A 26,113-nucleotide genomic window follows, 5' to 3' on the forward strand; every position below is an offset into this window, starting at 1 on the left:
TTGATAACCGAGCTGGTAAGCAAGCGGCTGCTTATTATGGCTAACCAGTAGAATGAGCCTTGCCTTTCCTGCTAGTCGCTGCTGGAGTATTTGTTCAGTATTTGCTCTTGGAACTCAGGAATGGCTGCCTCAACTTGTAGGCCTTCTGCCAAAGATCCTTGATAATAATGAATATTAAGCTTGTCTTGCACGCTTAAAGGCCTAGTTAAGTGGCTTGCCAAGGATGCTTAGACTGTAGTCTTGCCCGTCCATTCTCGCCACATTAGGCAGCTTGCCCCAAGGTTGATAGGCCAGCTTCTCAAATAGCGCGATGCTAGGCGTGTTGTGGCTAAAGATAAAAGCCAGCAGCACTTCAATGCCTAATTGCTTGGCTATGGTTTCGGCCTCTTGTAATAAGCGTTTACCTAAGCCCTTGCCGCGTTGCGACTCGGCTAAATAGAGACTGATTTCGGCGCTGTGCTGGTAAGCGGGGCGGCCATAAAAGTCGCTAAAGCTAAGCCAAGCTATTACTTGTTGCTGTTGTTCTACAACATATAAAGGGCGCTTAGGGTGTTGGTGTTGGTCAAACCAGGCTTGCCGTGACGCGACGCTTTGCGGCTCGGTATCCGCGGTGACTTGGCGAGAAGCGATGGTGGAGTTATAGATCGCAACAATTGCGGGTAAGTCGGCTGCTTCGGCTAAACGAAATTGGTAAGTCATAGAGGCTACTAATAGTGAGGAGGAGGTGTTTCTTGTTCTTGAGGTGCCACGGCATTACCGGCGTCACCATCAAACAACTTGGCTCTAATTAATTTGAATTGATGCTGTAAAGTATCCAGTTGTTGCTGTTGATCCTGTAAAGCAAGGTTGAGCTGCTCAATGGTATCGTCTTGAAAAGCCAATTTGGTTTCAAGGCTCTCGATAATGTCTTCTAATTGTTGTTGCTTCATTGCGCTACTTATTTATTTGCCAAACTTCTACTAAACCACTCGAGCTGGCGCTCGCTAAGCGCTCATTATCAAGCATCGCCGCACTATACACAACTGCGCTTTTAGGGCGGGTTTTTTGGTGGGGGGTGACCAACCAATCTTGCAATAACTGGCCGCTTTTAACATGCCACAAGCTGAGTTTTCTGGCGGCTGAGCCGGTGATTAACCATTCACCTTGATTAGCAAAAGTGACATAAGAAAAAATATTTTGTCTGGCGGTGAGCTTTAACTGACTCACCTGCTCACCACTGGGTAAGGCCCAAATTCTTGCTAGTTTGCCGTTATCAGAAGTAAAGGCATAGCGGCCGTCACTTTGTAAGGCCACTGAAGAGACTCGTCCGGGGTGGGGGAAACGCAACAGTACCTGGGCGGTTTGGGTATCCCAAAATAGTGCTTGGTAATCGTTGCCTCCGGTGAGGGCGTAACGGCCATTGGCCGACAGCGCCACCGAGTTGATCTTTTCGCTGTGGCCTAAAAACTCTAAGCGGCGACCGGTTTGTAAATCGAGATGGATGACCTTGCCGTTGCCAAGTCCCAGTAATACTTGTTGGCCGTTGCTGGATAAGGCTACATCCCGAATGCTGGATTCGCTAAGTCGCCAATAACCAAGGGCTTGGCCAGTCTTAATATTCCATACTACAAAATCATCACGGCTGGCACTGATGGCAAAGTGATTGCCTTCAGCAATTTTAACCAGAAAAACCTGATTGTTTTGTTGGTTTTGGTGACTCCACTGAAACAGTTGACGTTGTTGTTTTACATCCCATAGGCTCAAACCATGGTGGATCGATGAGACCATGCTAAGACGCCCATCGGCCGATAAATCCGCGGCATAGGCACCCTCAACGGCTTGTTCCCAGCTGTTAAGGGGAGGCAGGTCGTCACTGCAACTGCTGATGAGTATAGCGACTAAGAGGATCACAAAGCGTTTAATAGATATCATCTTTTTGCGTAATTTTACGGAACTGTCACTAGGTTGTATTGACTAATAGGGTTAGTATAAGGGCTTTGTCGGCTAAGTGTTTAATTATTCATAATGATCTTGCACACACGCCACAGATTTAAAGCGACTCTAATGGAGATAATTGAATGAAAAAGTATTTTGCCGTGTCGGTTTTAGCCGCCTCGATTTTTGCCGTTACTGGCTGTCAAGAAGAGAAAGCTGAAACAACTGCGGCAGCACAAGTTGCCTTAGAAACAGCAGAGCAACAGCAAGCCTATGCCATTGGTGCATCGGTATCTCGCTACATTGCCACAACTTTAGAGCAGCAAAAAGAATTGGGCCTTGAGCTAGACAATGCTTTAGTTTTAAAAGGCATGGAAGACGGCTTAGGTGGCGAAGTGTCTATGTCTGAAGAAGAAATTCAGTCAACACTTAAAGCGTTAGACGAAAAACTAGCCGGTTTAGTGCAAGCTAAAGCTGAAGCCGATGCTGCTTCTGCAAAAGCGGAAAGTGAAAAATTCTTAGCCGATAACGCAGCTCGTGAAGGCGTAACGGTAACTGAGTCTGGCCTACAGTTTGAAGTATTAACTGATGCTGAAGGCGACAAGCCAAGCGCAGCCGATACTGTGACTGTTCACTACAAAGGCACACTTACCGATGGAACGCCTTTCGATAGTTCTTACGACCGTGGTGAGCCAGCGACCTTCCCATTGAACCGCGTTATTCCAGGTTGGACTGAAGGCGTTCAGTTAATGTCTAAAGGCGCTAAATACAAGTTCTTTATTCCAGCAGAACTTGGTTACGGTGAAAGTGGTGCTGGTAGCATTCCACCTAACTCAGTTCTAGTGTTCGAAGTTGAATTAATCGACATTGAAAAAGCAGACGCTCCTGCGGAAGAAACTCCAGCGAGCTAAATTGCCGAAAAATGGCCGTAAAAAAGCAGCATTTAGATGCTGCTTTTTTGTTTTCGCGGTAGAAACCAGCCGAGCTTATTCTGCGGCGGCTTGCTGTTGACTGTGCTGATAAAGGTGATCGAGTAGTTCATCTTCTACTTCAAAGCGCTCTTCCATCTCCTGTCCCAGTTGCGACAAGTCGCGGTCAAAACTATTGAGTTCAATATTTTCATCCACTTCAGCGTAGCTATCGTTAAACGACAAGGCGATGTCGGTGGTCTCAGTGATTAGCGGTAATAGCCGTTCTCCGGGAGTTGTATCACCATCGTTGGCACATTCATTTACGATTTGCTCATAAATTTCGAAATGTCCAGTAGAGACATAATCAACTAGTTGTTCGCAGAATTGAGAAATTTTGGAGGCGTCAGGAAGGGAGCGGTCGAGCTTGTCATAAGGTGGCAGGCCGGCCAACTCACAATAGGCTATGAGTAATTTTTTTCGTGCGCTTAACCAAGCATCGATTACTTGGCTGGCACCACCCCATTTAGCCTGAGCTTGTTCTACTTTTCTTAGCATGCCCTTGCTCCTTCATCCCCTAAATAGTCTATCTATAACTAAATAAATTCCTTGCTCTCGTCAACTGGTATTTAGCTTAAGTGCGGAGTGCTAAACATTTGTTGTTAGTGAAAAGCTTGTTATGTCGTGTAAGCTTGGTCATTATTCGCTTACTGAGCAAGTGCAGGATAGAGCAAGGAGAAACTTTGGATAAACAATTTGGCTGGTGGTTTTTCACTTGTGAGCGGCAAATCTTGGTGATCCCACATGGCGAGCACATTCCTTACGGTGACTTAGACGATTTACCGGTCCCCTCTTTAGATACGTCAAAAGCTGAACGTTTTGCCCATTATAAGGGCGAAGCTTGTATTCGCTTAGAGCTGGCTGAGCCGCTGGATTTGGGTATGGGAGAGTGGATGGATTTACGCAGCTCCATGGCACTGCTTAGCCCAAGCGTATTTGATTTAGTTGGAAAAGCGCAACAGTTTGCCTTGTTTCTTAAAACTCACCGTTTTTGTGGTTGTTGTGGGGAAAGCTTACAACGGGTTGATTGGGAGTTGGCCATGCAGTGTGAACACTGTGGCTTTCGCGCTTATCCGAGAATATCACCCAGTATCATCGTATTAATTAGTGATGGTAAACGATTGTTATTGGCGAACCATCGACGCCATCAACAAAAAGATTGGCCTATTTATACGGCGATCGCCGGATTTGTGGAAGCGGGCGAAACGCTTGAGCAAACGGTACACCGTGAAGTGCGCGAGGAAACTGGGGTTAAGATTAAAAACCTGCGTTATTGGAAGAGCCAACCTTGGGCTTTCCCTCATTCTTTAATGGCGGCTTATTTTGCAGAGTATGACTCAGGAGAGTTGAATATAGACCGTCGCGAACTGTGTGATGTTCAGTGGTTTGAGCCAGACAAACTGCCCAATTTACCGCCACATGGCACTATTGCTCGAGAAATGATTGAGCATTGGTTGCATCAAACTTGCAGTTCGCAGCACTAAGGCTTGAGTTGTTAATGTAGCTCGTTACAATGCACTAGCTAAAATTTAACATGATTAGGAACGCTGCATGTCGGAACTGAAAAATGATCGCTATTTACGCGCACTGTTAAAACAACCGGTAGACCATACACCGGTTTGGATGATGCGCCAAGCGGGTCGTTATTTGCCTGAATATCGAGAAGTGCGCGCTGGCGCGGGTGACTTTATGACGGTGTGTCGAGATGCCGATTTAGCCTGTGAAGTGACTCTGCAACCACTGCGTCGCTTTAAGCTTGATGCAGCAATCTTGTTTTCCGATATTCTCACCATCCCCGATGCGATGGGACTGGGTTTGTACTTCTCCAGTGGAGAAGGTCCTAAGTTTGAACGTCCGGTTATCAGTAAAGCTCAGGTTGAAGCCCTAGGCGTTCCCGATCCTGAGCAAGAGTTGGCTTATGTGATGAACGCGGTGCGCACCATTAAACGTGAGTTAAAAGGTGAAGTGCCGCTTATTGGCTTTTCTGGTAGCCCCTGGACCTTGGCCACCTACATGGTGGAAGGTGGAACCACCAAGTCTTTTGCCGGCATTAAGAAAATGGCTTTTAGCGAGCCACAAACGCTGCACCTGCTGTTAGATAAGCTAGCTGATTCGGTGATTTCGTATTTAAACGCGCAAATTGCCGCCGGAGCTCAGTCGGTGATGATCTTCGATACCTGGGGTGGGGTATTATCACCTCGGGATTACCAAGAATTTTCGCTGTCCTATATGCATAAAATTGTAGATGGTTTGTGCCGCGAAGCCGATGGCAGAAGGGTGCCAGTGACCTTGTTTACCAAAAATGGTGGCCAGTGGTTAGAGCAAATTGCGGCTACTGGATGTGACGCACTGGGTTTAGATTGGACGATTAATATTGCCGATGCTAAGCGACGGGTGGGTGACAAAGTCGCTCTGCAAGGCAACATGGATCCTTCTATGTTGTATGCGCCAATCCCTCGGATCCGCCAAGAAGTGGAAACAATACTAGAGGGCTTTGGCGAGGGAACTGGCCATGTATTTAACTTAGGCCATGGCATTCACCCGGATGTTAATCCTGAGCATGCTGGCGCATTCATTGACGCGGTGCACGAGCTAAGCCAGAAGTATCACCCTTAGACTCGTTTATTCATATCTTGGATTTAAATAAGGCAAAAGGAAAACTTTTGTCTTATTTATCTAAATGTCATCGATATTTCGCTACATTGTGCTATATTGCGTTACCTTAGAACTCTTTACGGATGAAGTTCGTTAAACCGTAATAGAGAGCTTATTAGATGAAATCTCCTTTCCAAATCGGCATCGTCCTTCTGTTAATGGTTTTAGTTGTACTGACCTACAAACTAAAACGGGTTGGCGGCTCACATGACCTGTCTCCAGTCTCTTCTTTGCAGACTAATCTCAGTGATTCACTTGCGCATCAAGCGCGCTTAACGCAGACTGAAGCACACATAAAAAATAACTAATAGCTTGATACTATTGTGATGTTCTTTAACTTTCTGCTAGTGGGAGCAGTAGCAGGATTAATGTCAGGTTTATTTGGCATTGGCGGCGGTTTGGTTATTGTGCCGGTATTGATTGGTAGCTTTGCTGCAATGGGTTTTGCCAGTGAGTCGGCCATTCATTTAGCCATTGGAACATCCCTGGCTTCTATTCTGGTGACTGCCACTAGTGCTAGTTACGCACACTATTGTCGAGGCTCGATTGATCTAACCATCGTTAAACGATTGGGTATCGGGATTGTTTTTGGTGCCATGCTAGGGGCTGGGATTGCCACTCAATTGGCAGCGCAACAATTAACTTGGTACTTTGCTGGCTTTTTATTAGTCATGGCGGCTTACATGGCATTTGGTCGAACCCCTAAAGCGCAGCGCTGTTTACCGGGCGCTACCGGCACCAGTATTATAGGTGCGCTAGTGGGCACAATTTCGGCAATGTTTGGTATTGGCGGTGGCACGATTATGTTTCCTTGTTTGAGTTGGTTTGGCGTGCCCGCCCCAAAGCGGTGGCGGTTGCCGCGGTATGTGGTTTACCCATCGCCGTAGTGGGTACCAGTGCTTATATTTATAATGGTTGGCAGCAACCGGGATTGCCGGATTGGAGTTTGGGGTATGTGTATTTGCCCGCTTGGTTCGGCATTATCGCCAGCAGTGCTTTGTTTGCCCGTTTGGGGAGCCGTTTGGCTTATCGTTTGCCTGCTAAAAGATTGAAACAAGCCTTTGCATTGCTGCTATTGGTTATGGCTGCCAAGTTATTAGTTTGAGGTGAAGATGAATCCTATTCGCATATTGCTTATGCTCGTTGTTGCATTCGTTCATTCAGTTAGCTTTGCTTGTGAAGCGCCTTCTGAGCAAGGGCTTGGTGAGGTGCTGGTGGCGTCTCGAGCCAAGCTCTACCAGCAACCGCCACAACAAGATTATGCTTGTTTAGAGGCCTATGGCTTAGATACCCGGTATTCGGTATTTGTAAGAAGTTGGCTTTATTTTGAACTGCGGATAATAGAGCAACGTTTAGCTTTAGTGGCTAACGATAAGCGGACGCTGCAGCAACAGCAAATTCTATTGAGATTACAACGGCGAATTGATTTAGAATGAGGCGTTTTTATTTAGAGGAGTCACAATGTCTTTTTCATTGTTGTTAGGCATCAGTATCTTGGTAACCGACATGTTTGCCATCGTGAAGATCATTAATAGCAGCGCAGAAATCGGTAGAAAGTACCTGTGGGTATTTTTGATCTGCGCTTTTCCGGTTTTAGGTTTCATTCTTTGGCTGTTTAAAGGACCAAAGAACTAACTATGCTGAACCTGCTCTAGTAGTTGCTGCATTTTTTGGTTGTTATAGGCCAATACTTGTAAGTTTGCCCGAAACAGGGCAGGTAATTCGATTAGGCTAATCGCCACCAATAAACAAAGGCCTAAAGACCAAACACCGAATAGCAAGAGTAGCAGTGCAACTAGCGATACCAGTAAATTAACAGCCCCCCTTAACCATTTATGTAAATAAAAGTGGTGTAATCCCGCCAACAACAAATAATTGAGTACCGCGTAGCTGTCGGGGTCTTTTACTTGTTTTTCCCAAGCTTGATAAAACTGTTTGCGTTGCTCGGCTGAGAGTCGATTAATTTGCTGGCGCAGCTGTTCTTGTTGTTGCTCTAGGTGCTGGCGGTTTAACATGCTTAACGCCCTAGCGTGACAATCACGGTTTCTCGGCTCCAAAACAGCCAAAAACGGCGATTTTCGATGACTTGGAAAACCATTTGCCAGCCCTCACTTGCCTCCTTGTTTAGGGTGGCCTCTACTTTTTGTAGTGGCATGCCTGACGCACCTAAAAACAAGGTACCTAAAGCGCCTTCGGTAATTGCGATAACTTTGTATTCTTTAAAAGCCATTGTGTTTTTTCACCTCATCACTGTTTGTTCGACTATAAGCTATGCTTAAAGACAAAACCAATGTTAAGCATTTATAAAAAGCTGTGCTAATGTTAATGGCATGATAATAATAGCGCGTTTTAATGCGCGATTTTTAGTGTCTTCTTGATATCAATATCAAAGGCTTGGCCTTATAGACACACTTAGAGAGCGATAGGGCCTAGGAACCAGTTATGAAAGTAACCATGCTGTATTATGACGAAGACAATCCTCTGCTGTTACAGCAGCAAGTGCTGTCAGGTTTAAAGCAAAGCGCCAAAGGGCGAGTGATTATTCCTAATGAAGAAAAACAAGGGAAAATCATCATTGCCATCTTAGATGGTGAAGTTAAAGTACTAAACTCTTTAGGTGATCGCGCCTTTGCTGCTTTCGATCTTGAAAAGCACATTTCTTTTGATGACGAAGCCTGATCTAGATTAACGGTAAGCCAAGCTTACCGTCTCTTCCATTAATAGCCTTTAGTAAAATCCACCTTATCTGGTAATTCTTGCCCCGCTAAGTAAGCCTTCAATTTTTCAGCAAATAGCCGACTAATATCACTCACCCTGCTAGGCGCAGCAATGTGGGGAGTAATAATGCAATTGCTTTGCTGCCATAGGGGGTGGTCTTCAGGTAGCGGTTCCGGTTGGCATACATCGATAATTGCCCTCGCTTTAGGCTTTTGTTGTAAAAATGCCAATAGCGCCTGGTGATCTACGGTGGCGCCTCGCCCTACATTAAAAAAGATAACCTCATCGGCTAAGTGCTCAAAGAACTGCTGATTTAGTATGTTGTGAGTTGCTTGGGTATTAGGCAATACTGCCACTACCACGTCGGCTTGGCGGCAGGCTTGTAAGCCTTGCTGAAATGAAAACACTTGCTCAAAGGGCGCTTTAGTTTGGCCACTATAGCTTAAGGCGATTGGCTTCATAGCAAAATGCGCTGCCGTGGTGGCGAGGTGTTGGCTGATGTTGCCGCTACCAATACAACAGAAGGTTTTCCCCTGTAAACTTTGATGGGGCAGGGCTTGCCATAGACGCTGAGCTTGTTGGGCTCGATAAGCTTGGTGCTGTTGAGTTAAGGCAAGCAGATGTGAAAACACGTATTCGCTCATGAGTGGGCCAAATACACCGCGGCTATTGGTGAGCTGATAGTGTCTAGGCAAGGCCGTATCTAGCAGTGCGTCCACTCCGGCAAAGGTAGAATGTAGCCAAGTCAGTTGTGGCATGTCGTTGAGTATCGCGGCTGCATCGGCCGGAGCGGCTAATAAGACCTGACTATGTAAGGCCGCTTGACTTAGTTGCTCAGTTTGTTCTGCCCAAAACCACTCACAGTGAGGAAATTGTGGCGCTAATAGTTGATAATATTGTTGAGCATCGGGGCTAAGAATAGTGATTTGCATAGTGGACCTTCGGTTGGGTAATAAGACGACATTTCGCTAAGCTGCACTGCAGTGTTAAGCTGCTCAGTTCACCAGCCCTAATTATCTTAATCGTTTTATGGAGTGCGGAGCAAACCATGCTTACCCCTTGTGATACAGAGCGTCTAACTCGCCTATCTAGTCAGCAGCAGTCGTTATATTGTCTTGGCTTATTGCAAAGAATGACCCCTAACTACTTACTTTTTTGCCAAGCTGTGGAATTAGAGCATGATGCAGCCTTCAATAAACTATTGGCGTTATTTTGGGAGGGAGTCATGCACCCTAAAACCAAAATTAACTTCAGTGCCCAACGAGAGCGCTTTGAAGCCTTGATCCCCGAACCCCAAGATTATGACATGTATGGGGTCTATCCGGCGCTTGATTGCTGTGTAGTGGTGGACTGCTTGTTTAATTGTTTGTTAGAGGCCACTGGCGAAGAAGCAGAACAAGCTAGCCAAACTTCTTTAGCGAGTGTTTTAAGCTTGCTTGAGCTGCAATTTGGCGAACAAACAGAACAACAAATAATGGATCAAGCATTAGTGATTCAAGAGTTGGCTTTTCAGAGCGAATTGTTAGACCATATTGAACAGCTGGACGGAAGTAAAACCTCGCTTCAAGCCTTGAAAACGCTGGCGATTAACCAAGGTGTAAGTAATTTAGGGATCAGCTTAGACAGTGATAATGAGTGATTCTCTAATATTTAAACGGTGTTTTTGTGACTGTTTACGCATAAATTGGTTAAAGCCCCGCCAAACAAGGCTTGAAAGGGGAAAAACTCTTTGCGCAGCGATTTTTTTTCTCTTAAAGTGAAGCTGGATTATTTAAACGAACATAAAGGATTTAGATATTATGAACAAAACTGAACTAATTGATGCTATTGCTGAAAAAGCTGACCTATCAAAAGCACAAGCAAAACTAGCATTGGAATCAACTTTAGGTGCAGTAACTGACGCGCTTAAAGAAGGCGATCAAGTTCAGCTAATCGGCTTTGGTACATTCAAAGTTAATCATCGTGCAGCTCGCACTGGCCGTAACCCACAAACTGGTGCTGAGATCCAAATTGCTGCTGCTAACGTACCTGCATTTGTTGCTGGTAAAGCACTAAAAGACGCTGTTAAATAGTTTCTTTAATTAGCCCTTGTTTCGGCAAGGGCTAATTGTTTCACTCCTTCCGCTCCAAGTTCTATTCTCCCGCTCTTAAGTTTTATAAAACGGCTTTTCTGTTGCTGTTTGAACTCGTATCATGAATTTCTTTTTTGCCTTAAGGAAGTCTATGCAAGCGTTATTGGTAGTGGCTCACGGCAGCCGTCGTGCTCAGTCTAATCAGGAAGTCATTGAACTTGCCGCGCAGATGGCGACATCATTGCCGCAGTTTCAAGCGGTTGAAGCGGCCTTTTTAGAGCTGGTAGAGCCAAGCATTAGTCAAAAAATTACTCAGTGTTACCAGCAGGGCATTAATAACATCGTTATCTATCCGCATTTTTTAGCTGCAGGTACCCATGTGGTGAATGATTTGCCGCGTATTATTGAAGAGGCAAAGCAACAACATTCTGGGCTTGAGATTAAACTCTTGCCTCATCTTGGCGGCTTTAGTGGTTTAAGTGAGTTTATTTGCCAGTCTCTATAAGTGGCTTAAGGCCTTTGAGCAAAGTTAAGTAAATACGACTTTGGTCGAAGGGCTGTCTTTTGCTGAGTGGTCTATCCTGAAAGTTTGCTGAATGATATGCAGTAACATCGAGTTCATGGAGGATCAATGAATAGCCACTCGCTTAACAATGCTTCGGTTTTATTGTCGACTCGTCGGCGGCGTAATCGTCGTAATTCCTTAGTTAAACTGGCAGGCCAAGTAAACTTACTTAACAAGTTGTCCAATGGCCAACAACATAATCAGTCCGAGTATTCTATTAGCGTGATAGATTGTCATTCCTACCTTGAATAAGGGGCCTGTTAATTTGGGGGTTTGCGAGTGCTATTAATACTTGGCAAGCGGGCGTTAATTTGTTGTAGTGTCGCCATCTTTTGATCATGAGAACGCAGCATGCAAGTTGAAAAAAATAGCGTAGTACGCTTTGAGTACACCCTACATGAAACCGATGGTGAGCTATTAGAGAGTACCGATGGCCAAGCCGTCGCCTACTTACATGGCCATAAGGCGATGATTCCGGCGATTGAAGAAGGTTTAGAAGGTAAGCAAGCCGGAGATGAAGTAAAGCTTAGCCTAGCCCCAGAGCAAGCTTATGGTGTACGCAGAGAAGAGGCGCAAGAACGCATTTCGGTGAAGCACTTACAGGGCGCTAAAACTTGGAAGCCTGGTATGGTAGCGCTAGTGCAAACCGAACAAGGCCCTCGCCAAGTGACCATTTTGAAAGTGGGTAAGTTCATGGCTACCATTGATACCAATCACCCTTACGCGGGTAAGCACCTTGATTTCGATTTAAAAATCGTTGAGGTTCGTGCCGCGACTGAGGAAGAAATTGCTCATGGCCACGCTCACGGTGCCGGAGGCCACCAACACTAAGGACTAGGGCCAGTGTATTGCACACTGGCCCTTCATTTTAGGCCGGTTGCGCGGGCGCATCAGCGTGTAACAAGATCTGCTGATTTAGAGCGCACAATAAAGCTTTAAGACTGGCAGTTAGAATATCTTTATCAATGGCCACCCCTAGGTAGCGCTTACCTGCAATTTTCGCCTGTATATAACACACTGCCTCGGCTTCCGCTCCCTTGCTTAACGCGTGCTCATTGTAATCTAGCACTTCTATATCCACCTCAAAGCGCTCGGCTAAGCCGTTGGCAAAGGCGGCTAAAGCGCCATTCCCTGAGGCTTGGATCTGCATGACCTGCTGTTCTCGCTGCAGCTCGACTTGTAATTGGTCTTGCTGCTGATAGCTCACCTGATAATTCGCCAACTGATAGGCTTGCGCTTGCACTAAGTAGTGCTGATTAAATAGTTGCCAAATTTTTTGCGGACTAATTTCTTCACCGCTTTGCTCGGCATCTTTTTGCACTACCGCACTAAACTCAATTAGCGCCCAGCGAGGTAACTGAATGCCATAATCCTTATCGAGAATATAGGCGATGCCTCCTTTACCGGATTGGCTATTAATACGAATCACCTCTTGATAGTCACGACCAAGATCGGCTGGGTCTATCGGTAAGTAGGCCACATCCCAATAGGCGTCGTTTTGCTGAGCATCCAAACATTTTTTGATGGCATCCTGATGGCTGCCAGAGAAGGCGGTAAACACCAATTCGCCAACATAGGGGTGACGTGGATGCACGGGAAGCTGAGTACAGTCTTTTACTACCTGCACAATCTCATCAATATCTGCTAGGTCTAGCTGTGGATCGATGCCTTGGCTATATAAGTTCATTGCCATGGTCACGATGTCCATATTGCCGGTACGCTCGCCATTGCCCAATAGTGTGCCTTCAACGCGGTCGGCGCCAGCCAATTGCCCTAGTTCGGCAGCGGCAATGCCACAACCACGATCGTTGTGAGTATGTTGGCTCACGATGATGTCTTCACGGTGCTGAATATGTTGAATAAACCATTCTATTTGGTCGGCATAAACATTGGGAGTCGACATCTCAACCGTAGCCGGCAAATTCAAAATGATTTTTTGCTGAGCCTTAGGTCGCCATTCGGCAATTACTGCATTACAGATTTCCACCGCGAAGTCGAGTTCGGTGCCGGTAAAACTTTCCGGAGAATACTGAAATTGCCAGTTAGTTTGCGGATACTGATCGGCGTGTTTTTGTAGCTCTTTCGCCCCTTGCACGGCAATATCGATGATGCCGGCTTTATCTAGCTTAAATACCTTGTCGCGCTGTACTTTGGAGGTGGAGTTGTATAAATGCACAATGGCATTCTTGGCTCCTTTTAGGGCTTCAAAAGTGCGAGCGATCAAGGCCGGGCGAGCCTGCGTTAACACTTGAATTGATACGTCGTCGGGGATTTGCTGATTGTCTATTAACCAACGTACAAAATCATAGTCGGTACTCGAGGCCGCGGGAAAGCCCACTTCAATTTGTTTAAAGCCCAATTTTATTAATAAGGCAAATAGGCGCTGCTTTTGCTCCACCGACATGGGCTCAATAAGTGCCTGGTTTCCATCACGTAAGTCTACGCTACACCATTGTGGTGCTTGGCTAATTACTCGATCTGGCCATTGTCGCTGGTGCAAGGTGACGGGGGGAAAAGCTTGGTATTTTTGATGATTAAACTGTGACATGAGAGTTCCTTGTGGCGCATTGAAAAATGAAAACGCAGGCAACAGTGAATTAGCAGTCAGCGCTTGCCTGATTAATGCGCTGACTGCCGCTTAGTCGTAGCGTGTATAGCATGGTCAGTTCTTCATTGAGTTAACAGAAATACAGTATAAGAAAATCGACGAGGTGAGTGCTTGCTAATTGTGTTGTTATTTATTTATATTAAGCAATAAAGGTTCAATTATTTATCAATTGTAGCAATTAATGATTAATTAATTCCGAATTAGAGGTGAGTGCATTAGGGGTGCGGCTAACAGCGTTGCCGTTCGACTTATTGGCCCTGCCAAGCAGGGCCGTAAAACTTAAAAATTAAATGCCGCGCCAATGTACAAACCTTTGGTGAAGTCGAGGTTGGCTTGTTCTTTATAGCGGAATTGAATGACACGGTAACCGATATGTACAGTGGCTTGCGGCATCATGGCGTAGCCCAATTTCGCGTCTACATCATAGTAGCGACTCAGTTGCGAGCTGGTTAATACTGAAGGCGCGTAATAGCCGCTAGCAGAAAGCGTGAGTTTGTTGGCTAAATCAATGCTGTAATCACCGCCGATGGCAAAAGAGTGGGGATTATCGCGATGATTGGCCCACAACTTACTGAATTTGGCGCCAATCGAAAAACTGTGTATGTCTTGGCGATGGCTGGCTTTAATACCAATGTCGGCTAAATCACCTTCTGGGCGAGAATACAGGTAGTTGGCTGAAAATTCCGCGCCAGCCGTAATGGCTGTTTTAAAGCCGACTTCCACGACGTCGTCATTCAAATCTACATGTAATGAACTGGCGTAAGCGCTGCTACAGCTCCCCGCAATGATTAAACTGGCTAGAAAGTTATTTTTCAACATATTGTATCGCTATTCCCTGTTTTTGTGGGATTTGGTAAGGTTATGGTGAGTGTGCGTAGTTTTTATCTGAATATTGACTGTGTTGCAAATCAAATAGTTATATAGCAAGGCTGCTGGGCCTGACCCTGTGGACGGGATGGTGTGTTTACCCCCTAATCACAGCCGACAGGAGTGCTCTGCTTATGGCGGTTCCGATCTACGACTATTCGCGACTATGCTTGGTTCATCTGCTCTGTTAATGTAATGTTAATAAACGCGCGGCTTTTATTCCCTACAAAACTATATAGCAAACAGACAGATAGAATAGAAAGGAAGAAAAATGACCAAAGGATGGCTTGCAGCAGTGCTGATGATCAGTACTAGCTTATCGTTAAATGTTCAGGCAGAAGGCAAGGTTTATCGCTTAAAATTGGCGGAATCGTGGCCAACAAACTTTCCATTGTTAGACTCAGGAGTGCAACGTTTTGCCGAAATGGCTGAGCAAATGTCTGATGGGCGCTTGAAAATAAAAGTCGACTCTGCCAACAAACATAAAGCCCCTTTAGGTATTTTTGATTTAGTAAAAAGCGGTCAATACGACATGGGCCATTCAGCTTCCTACTATTACAAGGGCAAGGTGCCCAATACCATGTTCTTTACCACCATGCCCTTTGGTATGACGGCTATGGAGCAACATGCTTGGTATCGTTATGGCGGTGGTAAGGAATTAATGGCCAAGGTATATCAACCGCATGGCTTATTAACCTTTCCGGGTGGTAATACCGGTGTACAAATGGGGGGATGGTTTCGCCACGAGATTAATAGCGTAACAGATTTACATAATCTAAAAATGCGCATTCCTGGCTTTGCCGGTGAAGTGTTAGCCAAGTTAGGTGCCACTCCAGTGAATATTCCTCCCGCCGAGTTGTATACGGCACTAGAGCGCAATACCATTGATGCCTTGGAGTGGGTAGGCCCGTCGTTGGATTTGCGTATGGGCTTTCACAAAATTGCCCCTTATTACTACACCGGTTGGCATGAGCCCAGTTCAGAAAACATGTTCTTAATAAATAAAAAGGTGTTTGAAGGTTTGCCAGAGGATTTGCAAAGCATATTGCAAACTGCGATGCGTTTAACTGCCTTTGATATCTATGTTGAAGCCACTGCAATGAGTACCAACAACTGGGAAACCATGCTGCAAGAGTACCCAGATATTAAAGTCAGAAGCTTTCCTAAAGAAGTGTTAATAGCTTTGAAACAGGCCAATGATGAGTTGTTAGCAGAGTATGCCGAGCAAGATCCCTTAGCCAAAGAAATCATCGAATCTCAGCAGGCTTTTGCTAAGAAGGCGCGAGCTTACACCTTAATTTCTGATTATGGCTATTTACAGAGCACTAAAGATCTTTAGCGCCGGCACAATCCTATAGAGATAAAAAAGCGGTTGTAGCCGCTTTTTACGTTCGGGTTTATTTGGCTAAGCGATGTTTATGACTACATTGCCGGTGGCGCCGGCTTGCATTACTGCTTGATGGGCTTGGCCGGTTTGCTCCAGTGAAAAACGTTTGGCTATCACCGGATTAACGAAGCCTGCTTCCGCTCCCGCATAAATGGCGCGATGGATTTGCTGTAGCTGTTGTGAACTGGCATTGGCCAAGGCCATGCCCATGATGCAGGCATCCCGAGCCATTAAGTCTCGCGGATTAATTTCTACGTTGCCACGGCTACCGATTACCACCACGCGGCCGTCTTTATTGAGTAGCGGTAAGTCTTCAGCCAAATTTAGGTTGGCCAGCATCTCTAAAACAACGTCTATTTTTCCGGCTTGTTGCAGCTGTTGGTAATGCTCCGGTTCATGGTGGTTAACCACCACATCGGCTCCTTGTTGTTTGATTAGCGCTAAACCCTGTTCGCTGCCGGCGCTGGCAAATACAGTGCAGCCAGCAGCTTTGGCAAACTGAATCGCCGCTAAGCCAACCCCGCCGCTAGCGCCGTGTACCAACACGGTTTCGCCAGCTTGAGCATGGGCTCTTATAAATAGCGCGCGCCAGGCGGTGGCATAGGGCGTACCTAAACAGGCTCCTTGTTCAAAGCTGAGTGAGTCAGCCAGGGGAAATACTTGTTCTGGTTTAGCTAAGCAGTATTCGGCGCTGGCACCGCTCAGTGTGCCGCTGCAATAAACTCGTTGGCCCAATTCAAAGCCGCTCACTCGTTCACCTAATTGCACAATCGTGCCAGCAGCATCTTTTCCCGGAGTGTGAGGGAACTGTGCCGTGTAGTTATTTGTGCCAGCCACAATGTAGGTGTCTACCGGGTTGACGCCAGCTGCGGCCACCTCAATTAGTATTTGCTCAGGGCCTGCTTGCAGCTTAGCAATCTCATTGACTACTAGTTGGTCGCCATGGAACTGTGCTTGAACGGCTTTCATTATCCTTTCTCCAAATTAGTTGCTTTAGCTTGTCTTAGCATAAGCGAAAACACTGCATGAAAAAGCTCGCTATTGCTATCTTGTGATCATTTTCCATAGTTCGTGATGGCTGCAATCGAGTTTAACTGGCGAGCACTAGAGTTTGAAAATGTTTTCAATCCTTCCGTTAGGTAATAAAATTACCAAAAGTTAAATTTAGCAATGATATAATCAAATTTCATAATACTAAATGTGCGTCGTGTCGCATAAAATTTAAAGCGTAAGAGAAAGTTAATAACAAAAAGCCGCTGGCAAGTGTTATTTTCTTTCAAAATGAACTTAAAACAAAAGGTGAAATATTATGGAATTATTTGGATTGTACTACGCATTACGTGCCAACAAAGTAAGCAACGAAAAATCTTTAGCTGAACGTAGCCGTTAATTTACGTCTTAAAGTAGAGGATATCACTATGTATGAACTAATGGGTCTAGTTGCTTATTTCTCAAGCAGCAAAACTGAAGCTCAAAAGTTAAAAGAACTTCAACAACGTAGCCGTTAATAAACACTTTAACAAAGAGAGAATCATGATGAATATGTTAGAATTATTAGGTTGGGTTGCACTTGGCCAAGTAAGCAAACAAAAAACGGAAGAACAACGCATCGCTGAATTAAGCCGCTAGTTAATAGTAAACAGTCACTTATATAGTAGCATTTATGTTATCGCCGATCAGGCGAACCGGCCTCCTCAATTCTTAGAGGAAGCATTATCTCCTTAGCTGGCCTCAGCCGCCGCAAAACAATATCCCAATAACACTATCAGTCGCTAAAGGCTTAGAGCCTAACTTTATCTGCCCGCATACTCGCTTCGAATAAATTATTTACGCGCTAACTCAAGACATGGCTGATAAGCATGACAGTCGCTTAAATGATCGTTGACCATGCCTACCGCCTGCATGAAAGCATAACAAATGGTGGGGCCAACAAAGCTAAACCCGACTTTTTTTAAGGCCTTGGACATCGCCCTAGATTCTACGCTTTCACTGGGTACTTGCTCATTCTGCTCAAAGCGATTGATGATGGTTTTGCCTCCCACAAAACTCCATAGGTAGTCATTAAAGGCCACACCTTGTGATTCTAGCTGCAGATAGGCTTTGGCATTGTTCACTATGGATTTAATTTTTAATCGGTTACGAATAATTCCCGGATTAGTCATCAAAGCTTCACAATCTTGTTCACTAAACAAGGCCAGTTGCTCTGGCTCAAATTGGGCAAAAGCCTGATAGTAGTTAGCTTGCTTGCGTAATATGGTGAGCCAAGACAAACCCGCTTGCTGGCCATCGAGGCAAAGTTTAGCGAACAGCTCTTTAGAGTCGTAAACCGGCCGCCCCCATACCGTGTCGTGATAATGTTGATAGGCTTGATCTTGGCCGCACCAAGGGCAGCGCTGCACACTATTACTCATGTTCATTTCCTTGAGGGAGTGGTTTTGGTGTGGTCTGTTCGCCTAAGGTAGTAGCGGAGCTTTCGGCTGGTGGTTCTTCGCTACTGGCTGGCGGCGCGGGTTGCTCTGCTGGGCTGGAGATGTTGGTTTCACTGTGTTTTGCGTTATCTTTACTTAGCCCCATATGCTCAGCATTTTTTTCTACCACCTGCTGCTTGATAATCTCACCTTGCTGTTCCAAATCTTCAATGCTGCGACGTTCACCAAGGTTGAATACGGCATAACCAGCACTGACAAATTGGTCTTGGGCACGGCCTAGCACTACCGCATCGAAGGGGGAGTAGAGCATTTCCACTTCGTCGGTAATCGGGTTGCTGATCTCACCTAGTAATTGGCCTTGGTTAACTCGTTGTCCCAGGGTCACTTTGTTAATCAAAATACCCCCTTGGCGTGAGCGCAGCCATTCCGAGGCATAAAATACCGGTTGCGGAGAGGACCAAAAGAACGAGCGCGGTAGCATGTCGATGGCGCTTAGGTAACTGCGCAGGGCTTTTACCCCGGTTTCCACTAGGCTAACATCCACGGTGAAGGGGCCGCCCACTTCCATCACTACTGTGGGAATGCCGGCTGCGGTAGCCGCGCCGCGCAGACTTCCGGGAGGAGCGATGCTTTGCAATACCGGAATAGCACCGAAATGGCTGGCTAACTCCGCGACTGCTGGCAGGGTGAGGTCGGCGCGTAGCTGACTAATATTTTCGCGAAACATCGAGCCGGAATGCAAATCTATTACGCTATCGCAGTGACGAATGATGCTGGTGAATAGGCTATGAGCGACTCGTGAGGCAGTTGAGCCGTTGGCATCACCGGGAAAGGCGCGGTTAAGGTCGCGTCTATCCGACATATAGCGATCTTTACGCCATAGACCGTCAATATTCACCACCGGTATCGAAATAATAGTGCCTTTTAAGTCTTCCGCTTTGAGGTTTTGTACCACGCGGCGGGCTATTTCTACGCCATTCACCTCATCACCATGGATGGCGGCGGTAAGGCAAACCCGTGGCCCTGGCTCTTTACCGTGAACCACCACTACAGGGGTGGCTAATTCAAAGCCTCCAGGAAGGTGACCAGAGTACCAATCTAAGGTGGCGGTGCTATTGGGGCTGAGCTCGGTATTGAGTAAGGAAAGGGCTCCCCAAGCGGCTTCGGCTTCGCTGTCGGCAGCAATCTCGGGGGCAATTTCACTCGTTTCGGCGGCTCCGGCAACGACGGTTTCAATACTATCTAGTGGGTCCGGTAAGCCGGTGTCTCCATCGATGATTTCTGCGGCCGGGTTACCAGTTTGACTGGCCGTAGGTTCTTTGGCTTGTTTCGCATTTTGCTGTTGGTGTAGGCTGGGGTTTAAGACTTCTTCATATTGTTCTTCTTGCTCGGTGGCATAAGTACTTAGGCTTAAACCCAAGAGTAGCAACAATAGCTGACGTGGCATAAGGGCTCCAGTAAATCGAGCGAAAATAGGATTAAACATAATCGCAAGTGTAGCAAGTAATGGCTTAAGTTTGAGGCTCAAGTTGGGCCTGTATTAAGCTATTACGTGGACTGATGGTAAAGGGAAACAGTTCGATAAGTTCAACCTTGTAACCAAGTTGTTGTAAATACAGGCAGCGATCCAACAGCAGCCAACGCTCCAGTAGCGGACGAAACAGCTGCTGCACCAGTTCTAAGCGTTGTACTTGCTGATGACGAGCTTGACCCAGCGCTAATAGCGCGGGTTCATCTAGCTGTTGTGGTAAGTGCAACCCATGTTGCTGCGCCGCCCAGCGGGCGAAATCGACAAATGTTGCCTGCTGGCTAAACCAATGTTTGGCCAGCGAAGGCAGGGCTTGATAATGCGCTTGGCCGGTGATTTGTTCACGCAAACATTGATAACTAAGGCGCCAGTGGAGTTCGCGTTGGCGAAGGGTTTGCACCCGCTGTCCGGATGTGACCGACTGCGCTACCGCGAGGCGTAAATCCGCTTTACTTAAGCGTAAATCGCTTGCTCGAGCTTCACTTGATAGGGGCTGATAGTGTGGAGCTGTTATTAGGTGATAGCAGCAGGGGCACAGGCTAAGCTGCTGCGGTTGTTGTTGGCCTGCTAAGCGTAGCAATTGTAGGTGTAACTCACCGCAAGCGTGCAGCGCTACCACATGCTGTTGTGGCTTAATAAAGTCTTGTGCCTGTGGGCTCAGCACGTCACAGTGATGAAATTGTTGCCTTAGCTTGAGCTTATCGCTGGTGTGTTGTCCGGCCTCACACAAACTGGCTTGCCACTCTAAGCTATCAACCTTAAGTTGGTGGTGGAAACTGAGCAAGCGACCGAGGTGGCCTTTGCCGGCGCACCACTCCAGTATAGGCAGTTGTTCGCCTTGCAGCAGCTCACTAAAAGCCTGTATTTGTTCGGCTTTACGCCCTTTTATTCCGGTGTTTAGCCAAAATGGTGTGGCCAGTTTATCAGCCTTGCTGCTGGCTAAGGCAAGCGACTCAAGCGCTTCGGCCAGCTCTGGAAAGAACGCAATTAAGCCTTCATCGGCTTGCTTAGTTTGCGCTGGTGTCTGCTGTTGTTTAGGTTCCAGCTGCTCGAGATAAGCGTCCAGTGCCGGATTTTGCCAAGGGCGCGCTTGTTGCTCAAAGGGGCTGAACTGCCAGTAATCTTGGTAGCGATGTAGCAGCTGATCAAGGCGCTTAAATTGGTAACTAAAACTCACGCTATGACTATTTAACATCGATTACGACAAACCTTGATAGCGGCCACTCTTGTGATTTAAGGCTATCACAATGTTCAGGGCGATGGCGCCAACGATGGACCATAGCAATATGCTTAAGGGCACTAAGAAGTAAGAAGTGGCCACAATTAATACATCTAGGGCCATTTGTACATGACCCGCGCGAATATTAAAGGTTTGCTGTAAGTAAAGAGCCAGAATGTTTACGCCACCTAAACTGCCCTTGTGGCGGATCAAAATAAGCATACCAGTGCCGATTAAAAAGCCTCCCGATAAAGCTGCATAGGCGCGATTTAATTCGCTGAGGCTAATCACTAAATGCAAGTAGTCGGTCATTAGCGATACTAGCGCTACGCAGGCAACGGTGCGTAAGGTAAAACCTGCGCCCATCTTGGCGAAGCCGAGTATGAAAAACGGCAGATTGATTAACAAGAATATCTGGCCAAAAGACAGCGCAATAAATTGGTTGCTTAATAAGGCGAGGCCAGCGGTGCCCCCGGTGAGTAACTGGGTGTCTTTAAAAAAGAACAGCCCTAATGACACCATTATGCTGCCAATAATTAAGGCGAGGATGTCCTCTAACCAGTTGTGCTTTTCCATGATGCTCTTCAGTTGCTAATAGACAGTGAATGATAGCATTGTTTTTATAAGTTTGAGATAAACAACTATGTATAAGGTTTAAAACAAAAAAAACCACTAACTTAGTAAATGTTAGTGGTGTTATGTTTGGGGTATTTAAGCTTTGAGTTTAGTCGTTTTCACGAGCAATCGCGCGGTAACCAATATCTTTGCGGTAGAACATACCTTGCCAAGACACTTTTTCTACCAAGGCGTAAGCATTGGCTTGGGCTTCGGTAACGCTATTGCCTAAGGCAGTAGCACACAGTACTCGACCACCGTTGGTCACGATGGCACCGTCTTTTTCAGCCGTGCCGGCATGGAATACCTTGGCACTGTCGCTTTCTTCACTCAAGCTGGGTAGGCTGATCACGTCACCTTTAGGGTAAGAGCCTGGGTAACCCGCAGCGGCTAGCACTACACCCATCGCGGCACGAGGATCAAACTCTGCGGTTTTAGTGTCTAACTTACGGTCAACCGCTGCGAGACATAAGTCCACGATGTCTGATTGCATGCGCATCATAATCGGCTGGGTTTCTGGGTCGCCAAAGCGGCAGTTGTATTCGATGATCTTCGGCGAACCGTCGGCCATAATCATCAAACCGGCGTACAAGAAACCAGTGTACTCGTTGTCTTCTGCGGCCATGCCTTTAACGGTAGGCATGATCACTTCATCCATGATTCGCTGGTGAATTTCTGGGGTCACCACTGGCGCAGGTGAGTAAGCGCCCATGCCACCGGTATTGAGGCCGGTATCACCGTCGCCGACGCGTTTGTGGTCTTGGCTGGTGGCCATGGCAAGTACATGCTCACCATCTACCATCACGATGAAGCTGGCTTCTTCGCCGTCGAGAAACTCTTCAATCACCACCCGCGAACCGGCTTCGCCAAACACGTTGTCGGCCAACATATCTTCGATGGCGGCAATTGCTTCGGCTTCGGTCATGGCAACAATTACGCCTTTACCAGCAGCTAAACCATCGGCTTTTACCACAATCGGTGCGCCTTGCTGCTTCACATAGGCAATCGCTGGCTCAACTTCGGTAAAGGTTTGGTAGTAACCGGTAGGAATGTCGTGGCGCGCCAAGAAGTCTTTAGTGAAGGACTTAGAGCCTTCCAGTTGGGCGGCCTTTTCGGTGGGGCCAAAAATTTTCAAACCAGCGGCTCTGAAGGCATCCACCACACCGATCACTAAGGGCGCTTCTGGGCCAACAATGGTTAATTCTACTTGGTTCTGTTGGGCAAACTCGAGCAATGCCGCAATGTCTTCAACGGCAATCGCCACGTTTTCTAACTTTGGCTCTAGCGCTGAACCGGCGTTGCCTGGTGCAACAAATACTTTATCAACTAAAGGCGATTGGGCTGCCTTCCATGCTAGGGCATGTTCGCGGCCGCCGCCGCCAATCACAAGAACGTTCATGTTTGTCTATCCAATACTGAGTAAACCGGGCTTGGCGTACCAAGCCTAAATACAACACAGCCAGCACGAGGCTGGCTGTGGCTTGTTAGTGGTAGAAGTGGCGCATGCCAGTAAATACCATGGCCATGCCGTGCTCATCGGCTGCGGCGATGACTTCTTCATCGCGCATTGAGCCACCGGGCTGAATTACACAAGTAATACCGGCTTCGGCGGCAGCGTCGATGCCATCGCGGAACGGGAAGAAGGCATCGGATGCCATCACGCTACCCGCGACTTCTAGGTTTTCGTCGGCGGCTTTAATACCAGCGATTTTGGCGCTGTAAACACGGCTCATTTGGCCAGCGCCCACACCAATAGTCATATTACCTTTAGCATAAACGATGGCGTTAGATTTAACGTATTTGGCCACTTTCCAGCAGAATAGCGCATCACGTAGCTCTTCTTCGCTAGGTTGGCGCTTCGATACTACGCTGAGTTGCTCTTGGCTCACCATGCCTTGGTCACGGTCTTGAACCAATAAACCGCCGTTTACGCGTTTTAGCTGTAGGCCGGTGGTTTTGCTTGACCATTCGCCACATTCTAAGAGGCGAACATTTTTCTTAGCGGCCACAATTTGCGCGGCGGCTTCGGAGACTTTAGGTGCAATAATCACTTCAACAAACTGGCGCGATACGATGGCTTCGGCGGTATCGGCATCCAATTCGCGGTTAAAGGCGATAATGCCACCAAAGGCCGAGGTTGGGTCGGTTTGGTAGGCACGCTCGTAGGCTTGTTGAATGCTATCGCCTAACGCTACACCACAAGGGTTGGCGTGTTTAACAATCACACAGCAAGGCTCGTCGAATTCTTTCACACACTCTAAAGCGGCGTCGGTATCGGCAATGTTGTTAAACGATAAGGCTTTACCTTGCAGTTGGCGAGCGGTGGCCACAGAGGCCTCTTCGATGTTGCTTTCTACATAGAATGCGGCCGCTTGATGGCTGTTTTCGCCATAACGCATGTCTTGTTTTTTGATGAATTGGCTGTTGAAGGTGCGAGGGAATTTGCTTTCTTCGTCGCCTTCTTTGTTATCACCGTAGCTAGGTACCATGGTGCCGAAGTAGTTGGCAATCATGCCATCGTAAGCGGCAGTATGCTCAAACGCGGCAATCGCTAAATCGAAACGAGTAGCATGGGTGAGTGATTGATTGTTATTGGCCATTTCCGCCAATACCCGGTCGTAGTCAGAGGCATTTACTACGATGGTCACGTCTTTGTGGTTTTTTGCTGCGCTGCGAACCATGGTTGGGCCGCCAATGTCGATATTCTCAACCGCATCTTCTAAGCTGCAATCGGGATTGGCTACGGTGGCGGCAAAAGGATAAAGATTCACTACTACCATGTCGATGGCGTTAATGTTGTGCTCTTGCATCACCTGATCATCGGTGCCACGTCGACCTAAGATGCCACCGTGTACTTTAGGGTGAAGGGTTTTTACCCGTCCATCCATCATTTCTGGGAAGCCAGTGTAGTTTGATACTTCAATAACTTCGATGCCGTTGTCGGCCAGTAATTTAGCGGTGCCACCAGTAGATAGGATCTCTACGCCTTGTTGAGCTAAAGATCGAGAAAATTCGATGATGCCTGTTTTATCTGAAACACTGATCAGTGCACGTCGAATCGGTCGAGCGTTTTCCATTGGGGTTTTATCCTCATTAGCAGTTATGTGCGCTAGCGGTACAAGTTGCCCGAAAAATAAACAACTTAGGTTTGAGGCGCGCATTTTACAGCAAAAGTGTGAAGAATGCGCCGTTTTTTAATCGATTAGTCTGAGTGGGGTAAGAAAATAAGTGATTGAAAAACCGATAAGTCCCATCGTGACAAAACCTTACATCGGCTTACTTGACCAAGTGGTCATTATTGGCTGCAGCGCTTAGCCGCCAATGGCCAGCATCGGCTAGCTTAACGGGCTGTTAGGAAAGTTCTAATTGCTCGATTTCTTTCCATAGATCCACGGCATCAGCGCTCAGCATGGAATAGGTCATGATATCTCCACGCTGCTGGGCTTTGCTAGCGGTGGCCACTAAGGCGTAGTACTTATTGCGCTTACGTTTTAGCGAAATCGGTTTTAGTAAACTCAACATATGCTGTCCTCAATTGGCTATTGGCTTAGGGAGATTATCGACGCCTTTAATGAAAGATTTATTACACCGCGCTGTTTTGCTGCAGAATGATCGGGCCGCTGCCTTGAGTGGCCAGTTGGTCTTCAGGGTTGTATAGCGGGCAGTGCTGCATCGATAAACAGCCACAACCAATGCAGGCACTGAGCGAGTCTCGTAATACTTCTAGTTGTTTAATGCGTTGGTTGAGGGCGTCTTGCCATTGGGTAGATAAGGTTTCCCAATCGGCTTTGGTGGGAGTGCGCTGTTGCGGTAAGCTGGCGAGTGCCTGTTTTATTTCGGCCAAGCTGATGCCTAAGGCTTGCGCTGCCTTAATCACCGAAACGCGACGCAGCACATCGGAGCGATAACGGCGCTGGTTTCCGGCGTTACGCCAACTTTGGATTAAGCCTTTGCTCTCATAAAAGTGCAGGGTAGAGATTTTTATGCCACAGCGTTTAGCCACAAAACCCACACTTAAGGCTTGCCTGTTCATCACTTTCTCCTTTCAAAAATATCAGCTTAGGTAAAAAGTACTTTACCTCAACTTAACTTGAGGTTTTAGCCTTGCTTAGGTGTATAACAAAGATAAGGAATAAAGCGATGTATTTGGAACACCTAAACTTAGTGGTTAGCGATATGCCACGTAGCTTGGCTTTTTATCAAGCCGCGCTGCCTCATTGGTCTATTCGCGGCGAAGGCGAGCAAAACTGGTATGGCCAAGCGCGGCGGTGGCTGCATTTTGGCGACCAGCAGTTTTACCTCACTTTGAACGACCATGGCTATGGGCAAAATCGCGATTTGCAAAGCAATACCATTGGTATGGCCCATTTTGCCTTGGTCACACAAAACCTTGATGCCTTGATTCAACGTATGCAGCAAGCGGGCTTTGAATTGGCTCATCACGGCGCCGCCAGTCCGCATCGGCGTAATGTGTATTATCTAGATCCCGATAACTATGAAATAGAGTTTGTTGAATACCTGTCTGACCTGCCCAGTGAGCGTAATCTTTACGATTAGGCAGGGCAGCT

General features: G+C 46.9%; 33 protein-coding genes. 15 read left to right on the forward strand and 18 right to left on the reverse strand.

Going from position 1 to position 26,113, the window contains the following annotated elements:
• Positions 1-201: 201 nt before the first annotated feature.
• Genes AR383_RS15290 through AR383_RS15300 form a run of 3 tightly spaced genes read right to left on the reverse strand, consistent with a single transcriptional unit; the run spans position 202 to position 1,911 of the window.
• On the reverse strand, positions 202-699 hold the full coding sequence (locus AR383_RS15290; RefSeq protein WP_055733912.1) for a GNAT family N-acetyltransferase: 498 nt from the start codon (positions 697-699) through the stop codon (positions 202-204).
• A gap of 8 nt (positions 700-707) precedes the next feature.
• A complete protein-coding gene (locus AR383_RS15295) occupies positions 708-929 on the reverse strand; it encodes a SlyX family protein (protein ID WP_055733913.1) in 222 nt (73 codons plus the stop codon).
• Positions 930-933: 4 nt separating this feature from the next.
• Positions 934-1,911 carry a WD40 repeat domain-containing protein gene (locus AR383_RS15300; protein ID WP_083481637.1) on the reverse strand — a complete coding sequence of 326 codons (978 nt, stop codon included), beginning with the start codon at positions 1,909-1,911 and terminating at the stop codon, positions 934-936.
• A gap of 146 nt (positions 1,912-2,057) precedes the next feature.
• On the opposite strand from AR383_RS15300, the gene fkpA reads away from it, so the two are divergent.
• On the forward strand, positions 2,058-2,825 hold the full coding sequence (fkpA, locus tag AR383_RS15305; protein ID WP_055733914.1) for an FKBP-type peptidyl-prolyl cis-trans isomerase: 768 nt from the start codon (positions 2,058-2,060) through the stop codon (positions 2,823-2,825).
• Positions 2,826-2,900: 75 nt separating this feature from the next.
• Here the strand turns inward: fkpA and AR383_RS15310 are convergent, their stop codons facing one another.
• A complete protein-coding gene (locus tag AR383_RS15310) occupies positions 2,901-3,380 on the reverse strand; it encodes an Rsd/AlgQ family anti-sigma factor (protein ID WP_055733915.1) in 480 nt (159 codons plus the stop codon).
• A 185-nt stretch (positions 3,381-3,565) separates the two neighbouring features.
• Between AR383_RS15310 and nudC the strand changes: the two genes are divergently transcribed.
• The 6 genes from nudC to AR383_RS21360 all read left to right on the forward strand — a co-directional run bounded on the left by nudC (position 3,566) and on the right by AR383_RS21360 (position 7,172).
• Positions 3,566-4,366 carry an NAD(+) diphosphatase gene (nudC, locus tag AR383_RS15315; RefSeq protein ID WP_055733916.1) on the forward strand — a complete coding sequence of 267 codons (801 nt, stop codon included), beginning with the start codon at positions 3,566-3,568 and terminating at the stop codon, positions 4,364-4,366.
• 67 nt (positions 4,367-4,433) lie between these two features.
• The gene (hemE, locus tag AR383_RS15320) at positions 4,434-5,498 is read left to right on the forward strand and encodes a uroporphyrinogen decarboxylase (RefSeq protein ID WP_055733917.1); all 1,065 of its coding nucleotides are present in this window, start codon (positions 4,434-4,436) and stop codon (positions 5,496-5,498) included.
• 407 nt (positions 5,499-5,905) lie between these two features.
• On the forward strand, positions 5,906-6,424 hold the full coding sequence (locus AR383_RS15325) for a sulfite exporter TauE/SafE family protein (RefSeq protein WP_198150161.1): 519 nt from the start codon (positions 5,906-5,908) through the stop codon (positions 6,422-6,424).
• Entirely contained in the window at positions 6,385-6,642 is a 258-nt protein-coding gene (locus tag AR383_RS22715; RefSeq protein ID WP_198150162.1) for a TSUP family transporter, read from the forward strand. The genes AR383_RS15325 and AR383_RS22715 overlap by 40 nt, the downstream gene beginning before the upstream one ends.
• 7 nt (positions 6,643-6,649) lie before the next feature.
• The gene (locus tag AR383_RS15330; protein WP_055733918.1) at positions 6,650-6,973 is read left to right on the forward strand and encodes a hypothetical protein; all 324 of its coding nucleotides are present in this window, start codon (positions 6,650-6,652) and stop codon (positions 6,971-6,973) included.
• 25 nt (positions 6,974-6,998) lie between these two features.
• A complete protein-coding gene (locus AR383_RS21360; protein ID WP_083481638.1) occupies positions 6,999-7,172 on the forward strand; it encodes a PLDc N-terminal domain-containing protein in 174 nt (57 codons plus the stop codon).
• Here AR383_RS21360 and AR383_RS15335 read toward each other — a convergent pair.
• Both AR383_RS15335 and AR383_RS15340 read right to left on the reverse strand, forming a co-directional pair.
• On the reverse strand, positions 7,169-7,552 hold the full coding sequence (locus AR383_RS15335) for a hypothetical protein (protein ID WP_055733919.1): 384 nt from the start codon (positions 7,550-7,552) through the stop codon (positions 7,169-7,171). The genes AR383_RS21360 and AR383_RS15335 overlap by 4 nt on opposite strands.
• A 2-nt stretch (positions 7,553-7,554) precedes the next feature.
• Positions 7,555-7,767, reverse strand: a complete 213-nt coding sequence (locus tag AR383_RS15340; RefSeq protein ID WP_055733920.1) for a DUF4177 domain-containing protein — start codon at positions 7,765-7,767, stop codon at positions 7,555-7,557.
• 212 nt (positions 7,768-7,979) lie between these two features.
• On the opposite strand from AR383_RS15340, the gene AR383_RS15345 reads away from it, so the two are divergent.
• Complete coding sequence (locus AR383_RS15345; protein ID WP_055733921.1) at positions 7,980-8,216, forward strand: TIGR02922 family protein; 237 nt, start codon at positions 7,980-7,982, stop codon at positions 8,214-8,216.
• A gap of 38 nt (positions 8,217-8,254) precedes the next feature.
• On the opposite strand, the gene AR383_RS15350 is transcribed toward AR383_RS15345, so the two are convergent.
• A complete protein-coding gene (locus tag AR383_RS15350) occupies positions 8,255-9,187 on the reverse strand; it encodes a D-2-hydroxyacid dehydrogenase (protein WP_055733922.1) in 933 nt (310 codons plus the stop codon).
• Between the two features lie 116 nt (positions 9,188-9,303).
• Here AR383_RS15350 and AR383_RS15355 point away from each other — a divergent pair, with 116 nt between their 5' ends.
• The 5 genes from AR383_RS15355 to AR383_RS15375 all read left to right on the forward strand — a co-directional run bounded on the left by AR383_RS15355 (position 9,304) and on the right by AR383_RS15375 (position 11,723).
• Positions 9,304-9,894 (forward strand): YjaG family protein, encoded by a 591-nt coding sequence (locus tag AR383_RS15355; RefSeq protein ID WP_055733923.1) that lies wholly within the window; start codon positions 9,304-9,306, stop codon positions 9,892-9,894.
• Positions 9,895-10,054: 160 nt separating this feature from the next.
• The gene (hupA, locus tag AR383_RS15360; RefSeq protein WP_055733924.1) at positions 10,055-10,327 is read left to right on the forward strand and encodes a nucleoid-associated protein HU-alpha; all 273 of its coding nucleotides are present in this window, start codon (positions 10,055-10,057) and stop codon (positions 10,325-10,327) included.
• A 151-nt stretch (positions 10,328-10,478) separates the two neighbouring features.
• Positions 10,479-10,832 (forward strand): sirohydrochlorin chelatase, encoded by a 354-nt coding sequence (locus tag AR383_RS15365; RefSeq protein ID WP_055733925.1) that lies wholly within the window; start codon positions 10,479-10,481, stop codon positions 10,830-10,832.
• Positions 10,833-10,958: 126 nt separating this feature from the next.
• Positions 10,959-11,144, forward strand: a complete 186-nt coding sequence (locus AR383_RS15370; RefSeq protein WP_055733926.1) for a hypothetical protein — start codon at positions 10,959-10,961, stop codon at positions 11,142-11,144.
• Positions 11,145-11,243: 99 nt separating this feature from the next.
• The gene (locus AR383_RS15375) at positions 11,244-11,723 is read left to right on the forward strand and encodes an FKBP-type peptidyl-prolyl cis-trans isomerase (RefSeq protein WP_055733927.1); all 480 of its coding nucleotides are present in this window, start codon (positions 11,244-11,246) and stop codon (positions 11,721-11,723) included.
• Between the two features lie 37 nt (positions 11,724-11,760).
• On the opposite strand, the gene leuA is transcribed toward AR383_RS15375, so the two are convergent.
• Both leuA and AR383_RS15385 read right to left on the reverse strand, forming a co-directional pair.
• A complete protein-coding gene (gene leuA, locus AR383_RS15380) occupies positions 11,761-13,440 on the reverse strand; it encodes a 2-isopropylmalate synthase (protein WP_055733928.1) in 1,680 nt (559 codons plus the stop codon).
• 339 nt (positions 13,441-13,779) lie between these two features.
• Positions 13,780-14,319, reverse strand: a complete 540-nt coding sequence (locus tag AR383_RS15385) for a YfaZ family outer membrane protein (protein WP_055733929.1) — start codon at positions 14,317-14,319, stop codon at positions 13,780-13,782.
• A 319-nt stretch (positions 14,320-14,638) separates the two neighbouring features.
• Between AR383_RS15385 and AR383_RS15390 the strand changes: the two genes are divergently transcribed.
• The gene (locus AR383_RS15390) at positions 14,639-15,706 is read left to right on the forward strand and encodes a TRAP transporter substrate-binding protein (RefSeq protein ID WP_055733930.1); all 1,068 of its coding nucleotides are present in this window, start codon (positions 14,639-14,641) and stop codon (positions 15,704-15,706) included.
• A gap of 66 nt (positions 15,707-15,772) precedes the next feature.
• On the opposite strand, the gene AR383_RS15395 is transcribed toward AR383_RS15390, so the two are convergent.
• The 9 genes from AR383_RS15395 to soxR all read right to left on the reverse strand — a co-directional run bounded on the left by AR383_RS15395 (position 15,773) and on the right by soxR (position 25,578).
• Positions 15,773-16,723 carry an NADPH:quinone reductase gene (locus AR383_RS15395; RefSeq protein WP_055733931.1) on the reverse strand — a complete coding sequence of 317 codons (951 nt, stop codon included), beginning with the start codon at positions 16,721-16,723 and terminating at the stop codon, positions 15,773-15,775.
• A gap of 854 nt (positions 16,724-17,577) precedes the next feature.
• On the reverse strand, positions 17,578-18,165 hold the full coding sequence (locus tag AR383_RS15400) for a DNA-3-methyladenine glycosylase I (protein WP_055733932.1): 588 nt from the start codon (positions 18,163-18,165) through the stop codon (positions 17,578-17,580).
• Positions 18,158-19,630 carry a succinylglutamate desuccinylase/aspartoacylase family protein gene (locus AR383_RS15405; protein ID WP_055733933.1) on the reverse strand — a complete coding sequence of 491 codons (1,473 nt, stop codon included), beginning with the start codon at positions 19,628-19,630 and terminating at the stop codon, positions 18,158-18,160. The genes AR383_RS15400 and AR383_RS15405 overlap by 8 nt, the downstream gene beginning before the upstream one ends.
• Before the next feature lie 64 nt (positions 19,631-19,694).
• Positions 19,695-20,906: a methyltransferase gene (locus AR383_RS15410; protein ID WP_055733934.1), complete on the reverse strand. Its 1,212-nt coding sequence runs from the start codon at positions 20,904-20,906 to the stop codon at positions 19,695-19,697.
• 3 nt (positions 20,907-20,909) lie between these two features.
• A complete protein-coding gene (locus AR383_RS15415) occupies positions 20,910-21,506 on the reverse strand; it encodes a YitT family protein (RefSeq protein ID WP_055733935.1) in 597 nt (198 codons plus the stop codon).
• A gap of 148 nt (positions 21,507-21,654) precedes the next feature.
• A complete protein-coding gene (gene purD / locus AR383_RS15420) occupies positions 21,655-22,944 on the reverse strand; it encodes a phosphoribosylamine--glycine ligase (RefSeq protein WP_055733936.1) in 1,290 nt (429 codons plus the stop codon).
• 85 nt (positions 22,945-23,029) lie between these two features.
• On the reverse strand, positions 23,030-24,622 hold the full coding sequence (gene purH, locus AR383_RS15425; RefSeq protein WP_055733937.1) for a bifunctional phosphoribosylaminoimidazolecarboxamide formyltransferase/IMP cyclohydrolase: 1,593 nt from the start codon (positions 24,620-24,622) through the stop codon (positions 23,030-23,032).
• 274 nt (positions 24,623-24,896) lie between these two features.
• Positions 24,897-25,067, reverse strand: coding sequence for a DUF6435 family protein (locus tag AR383_RS21800; protein WP_188407546.1), 171 nt, complete (start codon positions 25,065-25,067; stop codon positions 24,897-24,899).
• A 61-nt stretch (positions 25,068-25,128) separates the two neighbouring features.
• Positions 25,129-25,578 (reverse strand): redox-sensitive transcriptional activator SoxR, encoded by a 450-nt coding sequence (soxR, locus tag AR383_RS15430; protein WP_055733938.1) that lies wholly within the window; start codon positions 25,576-25,578, stop codon positions 25,129-25,131.
• 107 nt (positions 25,579-25,685) lie between these two features.
• Between soxR and AR383_RS15435 the strand changes: the two genes are divergently transcribed.
• Entirely contained in the window at positions 25,686-26,102 is a 417-nt protein-coding gene (locus tag AR383_RS15435; RefSeq protein WP_055733939.1) for a VOC family protein, read from the forward strand.
• The last annotated feature ends 11 nt before the right edge of the window (positions 26,103-26,113 follow it).

Source organism: Agarivorans gilvus (genome assembly GCF_001420915.1).
GTDB lineage: Bacteria > Pseudomonadota > Gammaproteobacteria > Enterobacterales > Celerinatantimonadaceae > Agarivorans > Agarivorans gilvus.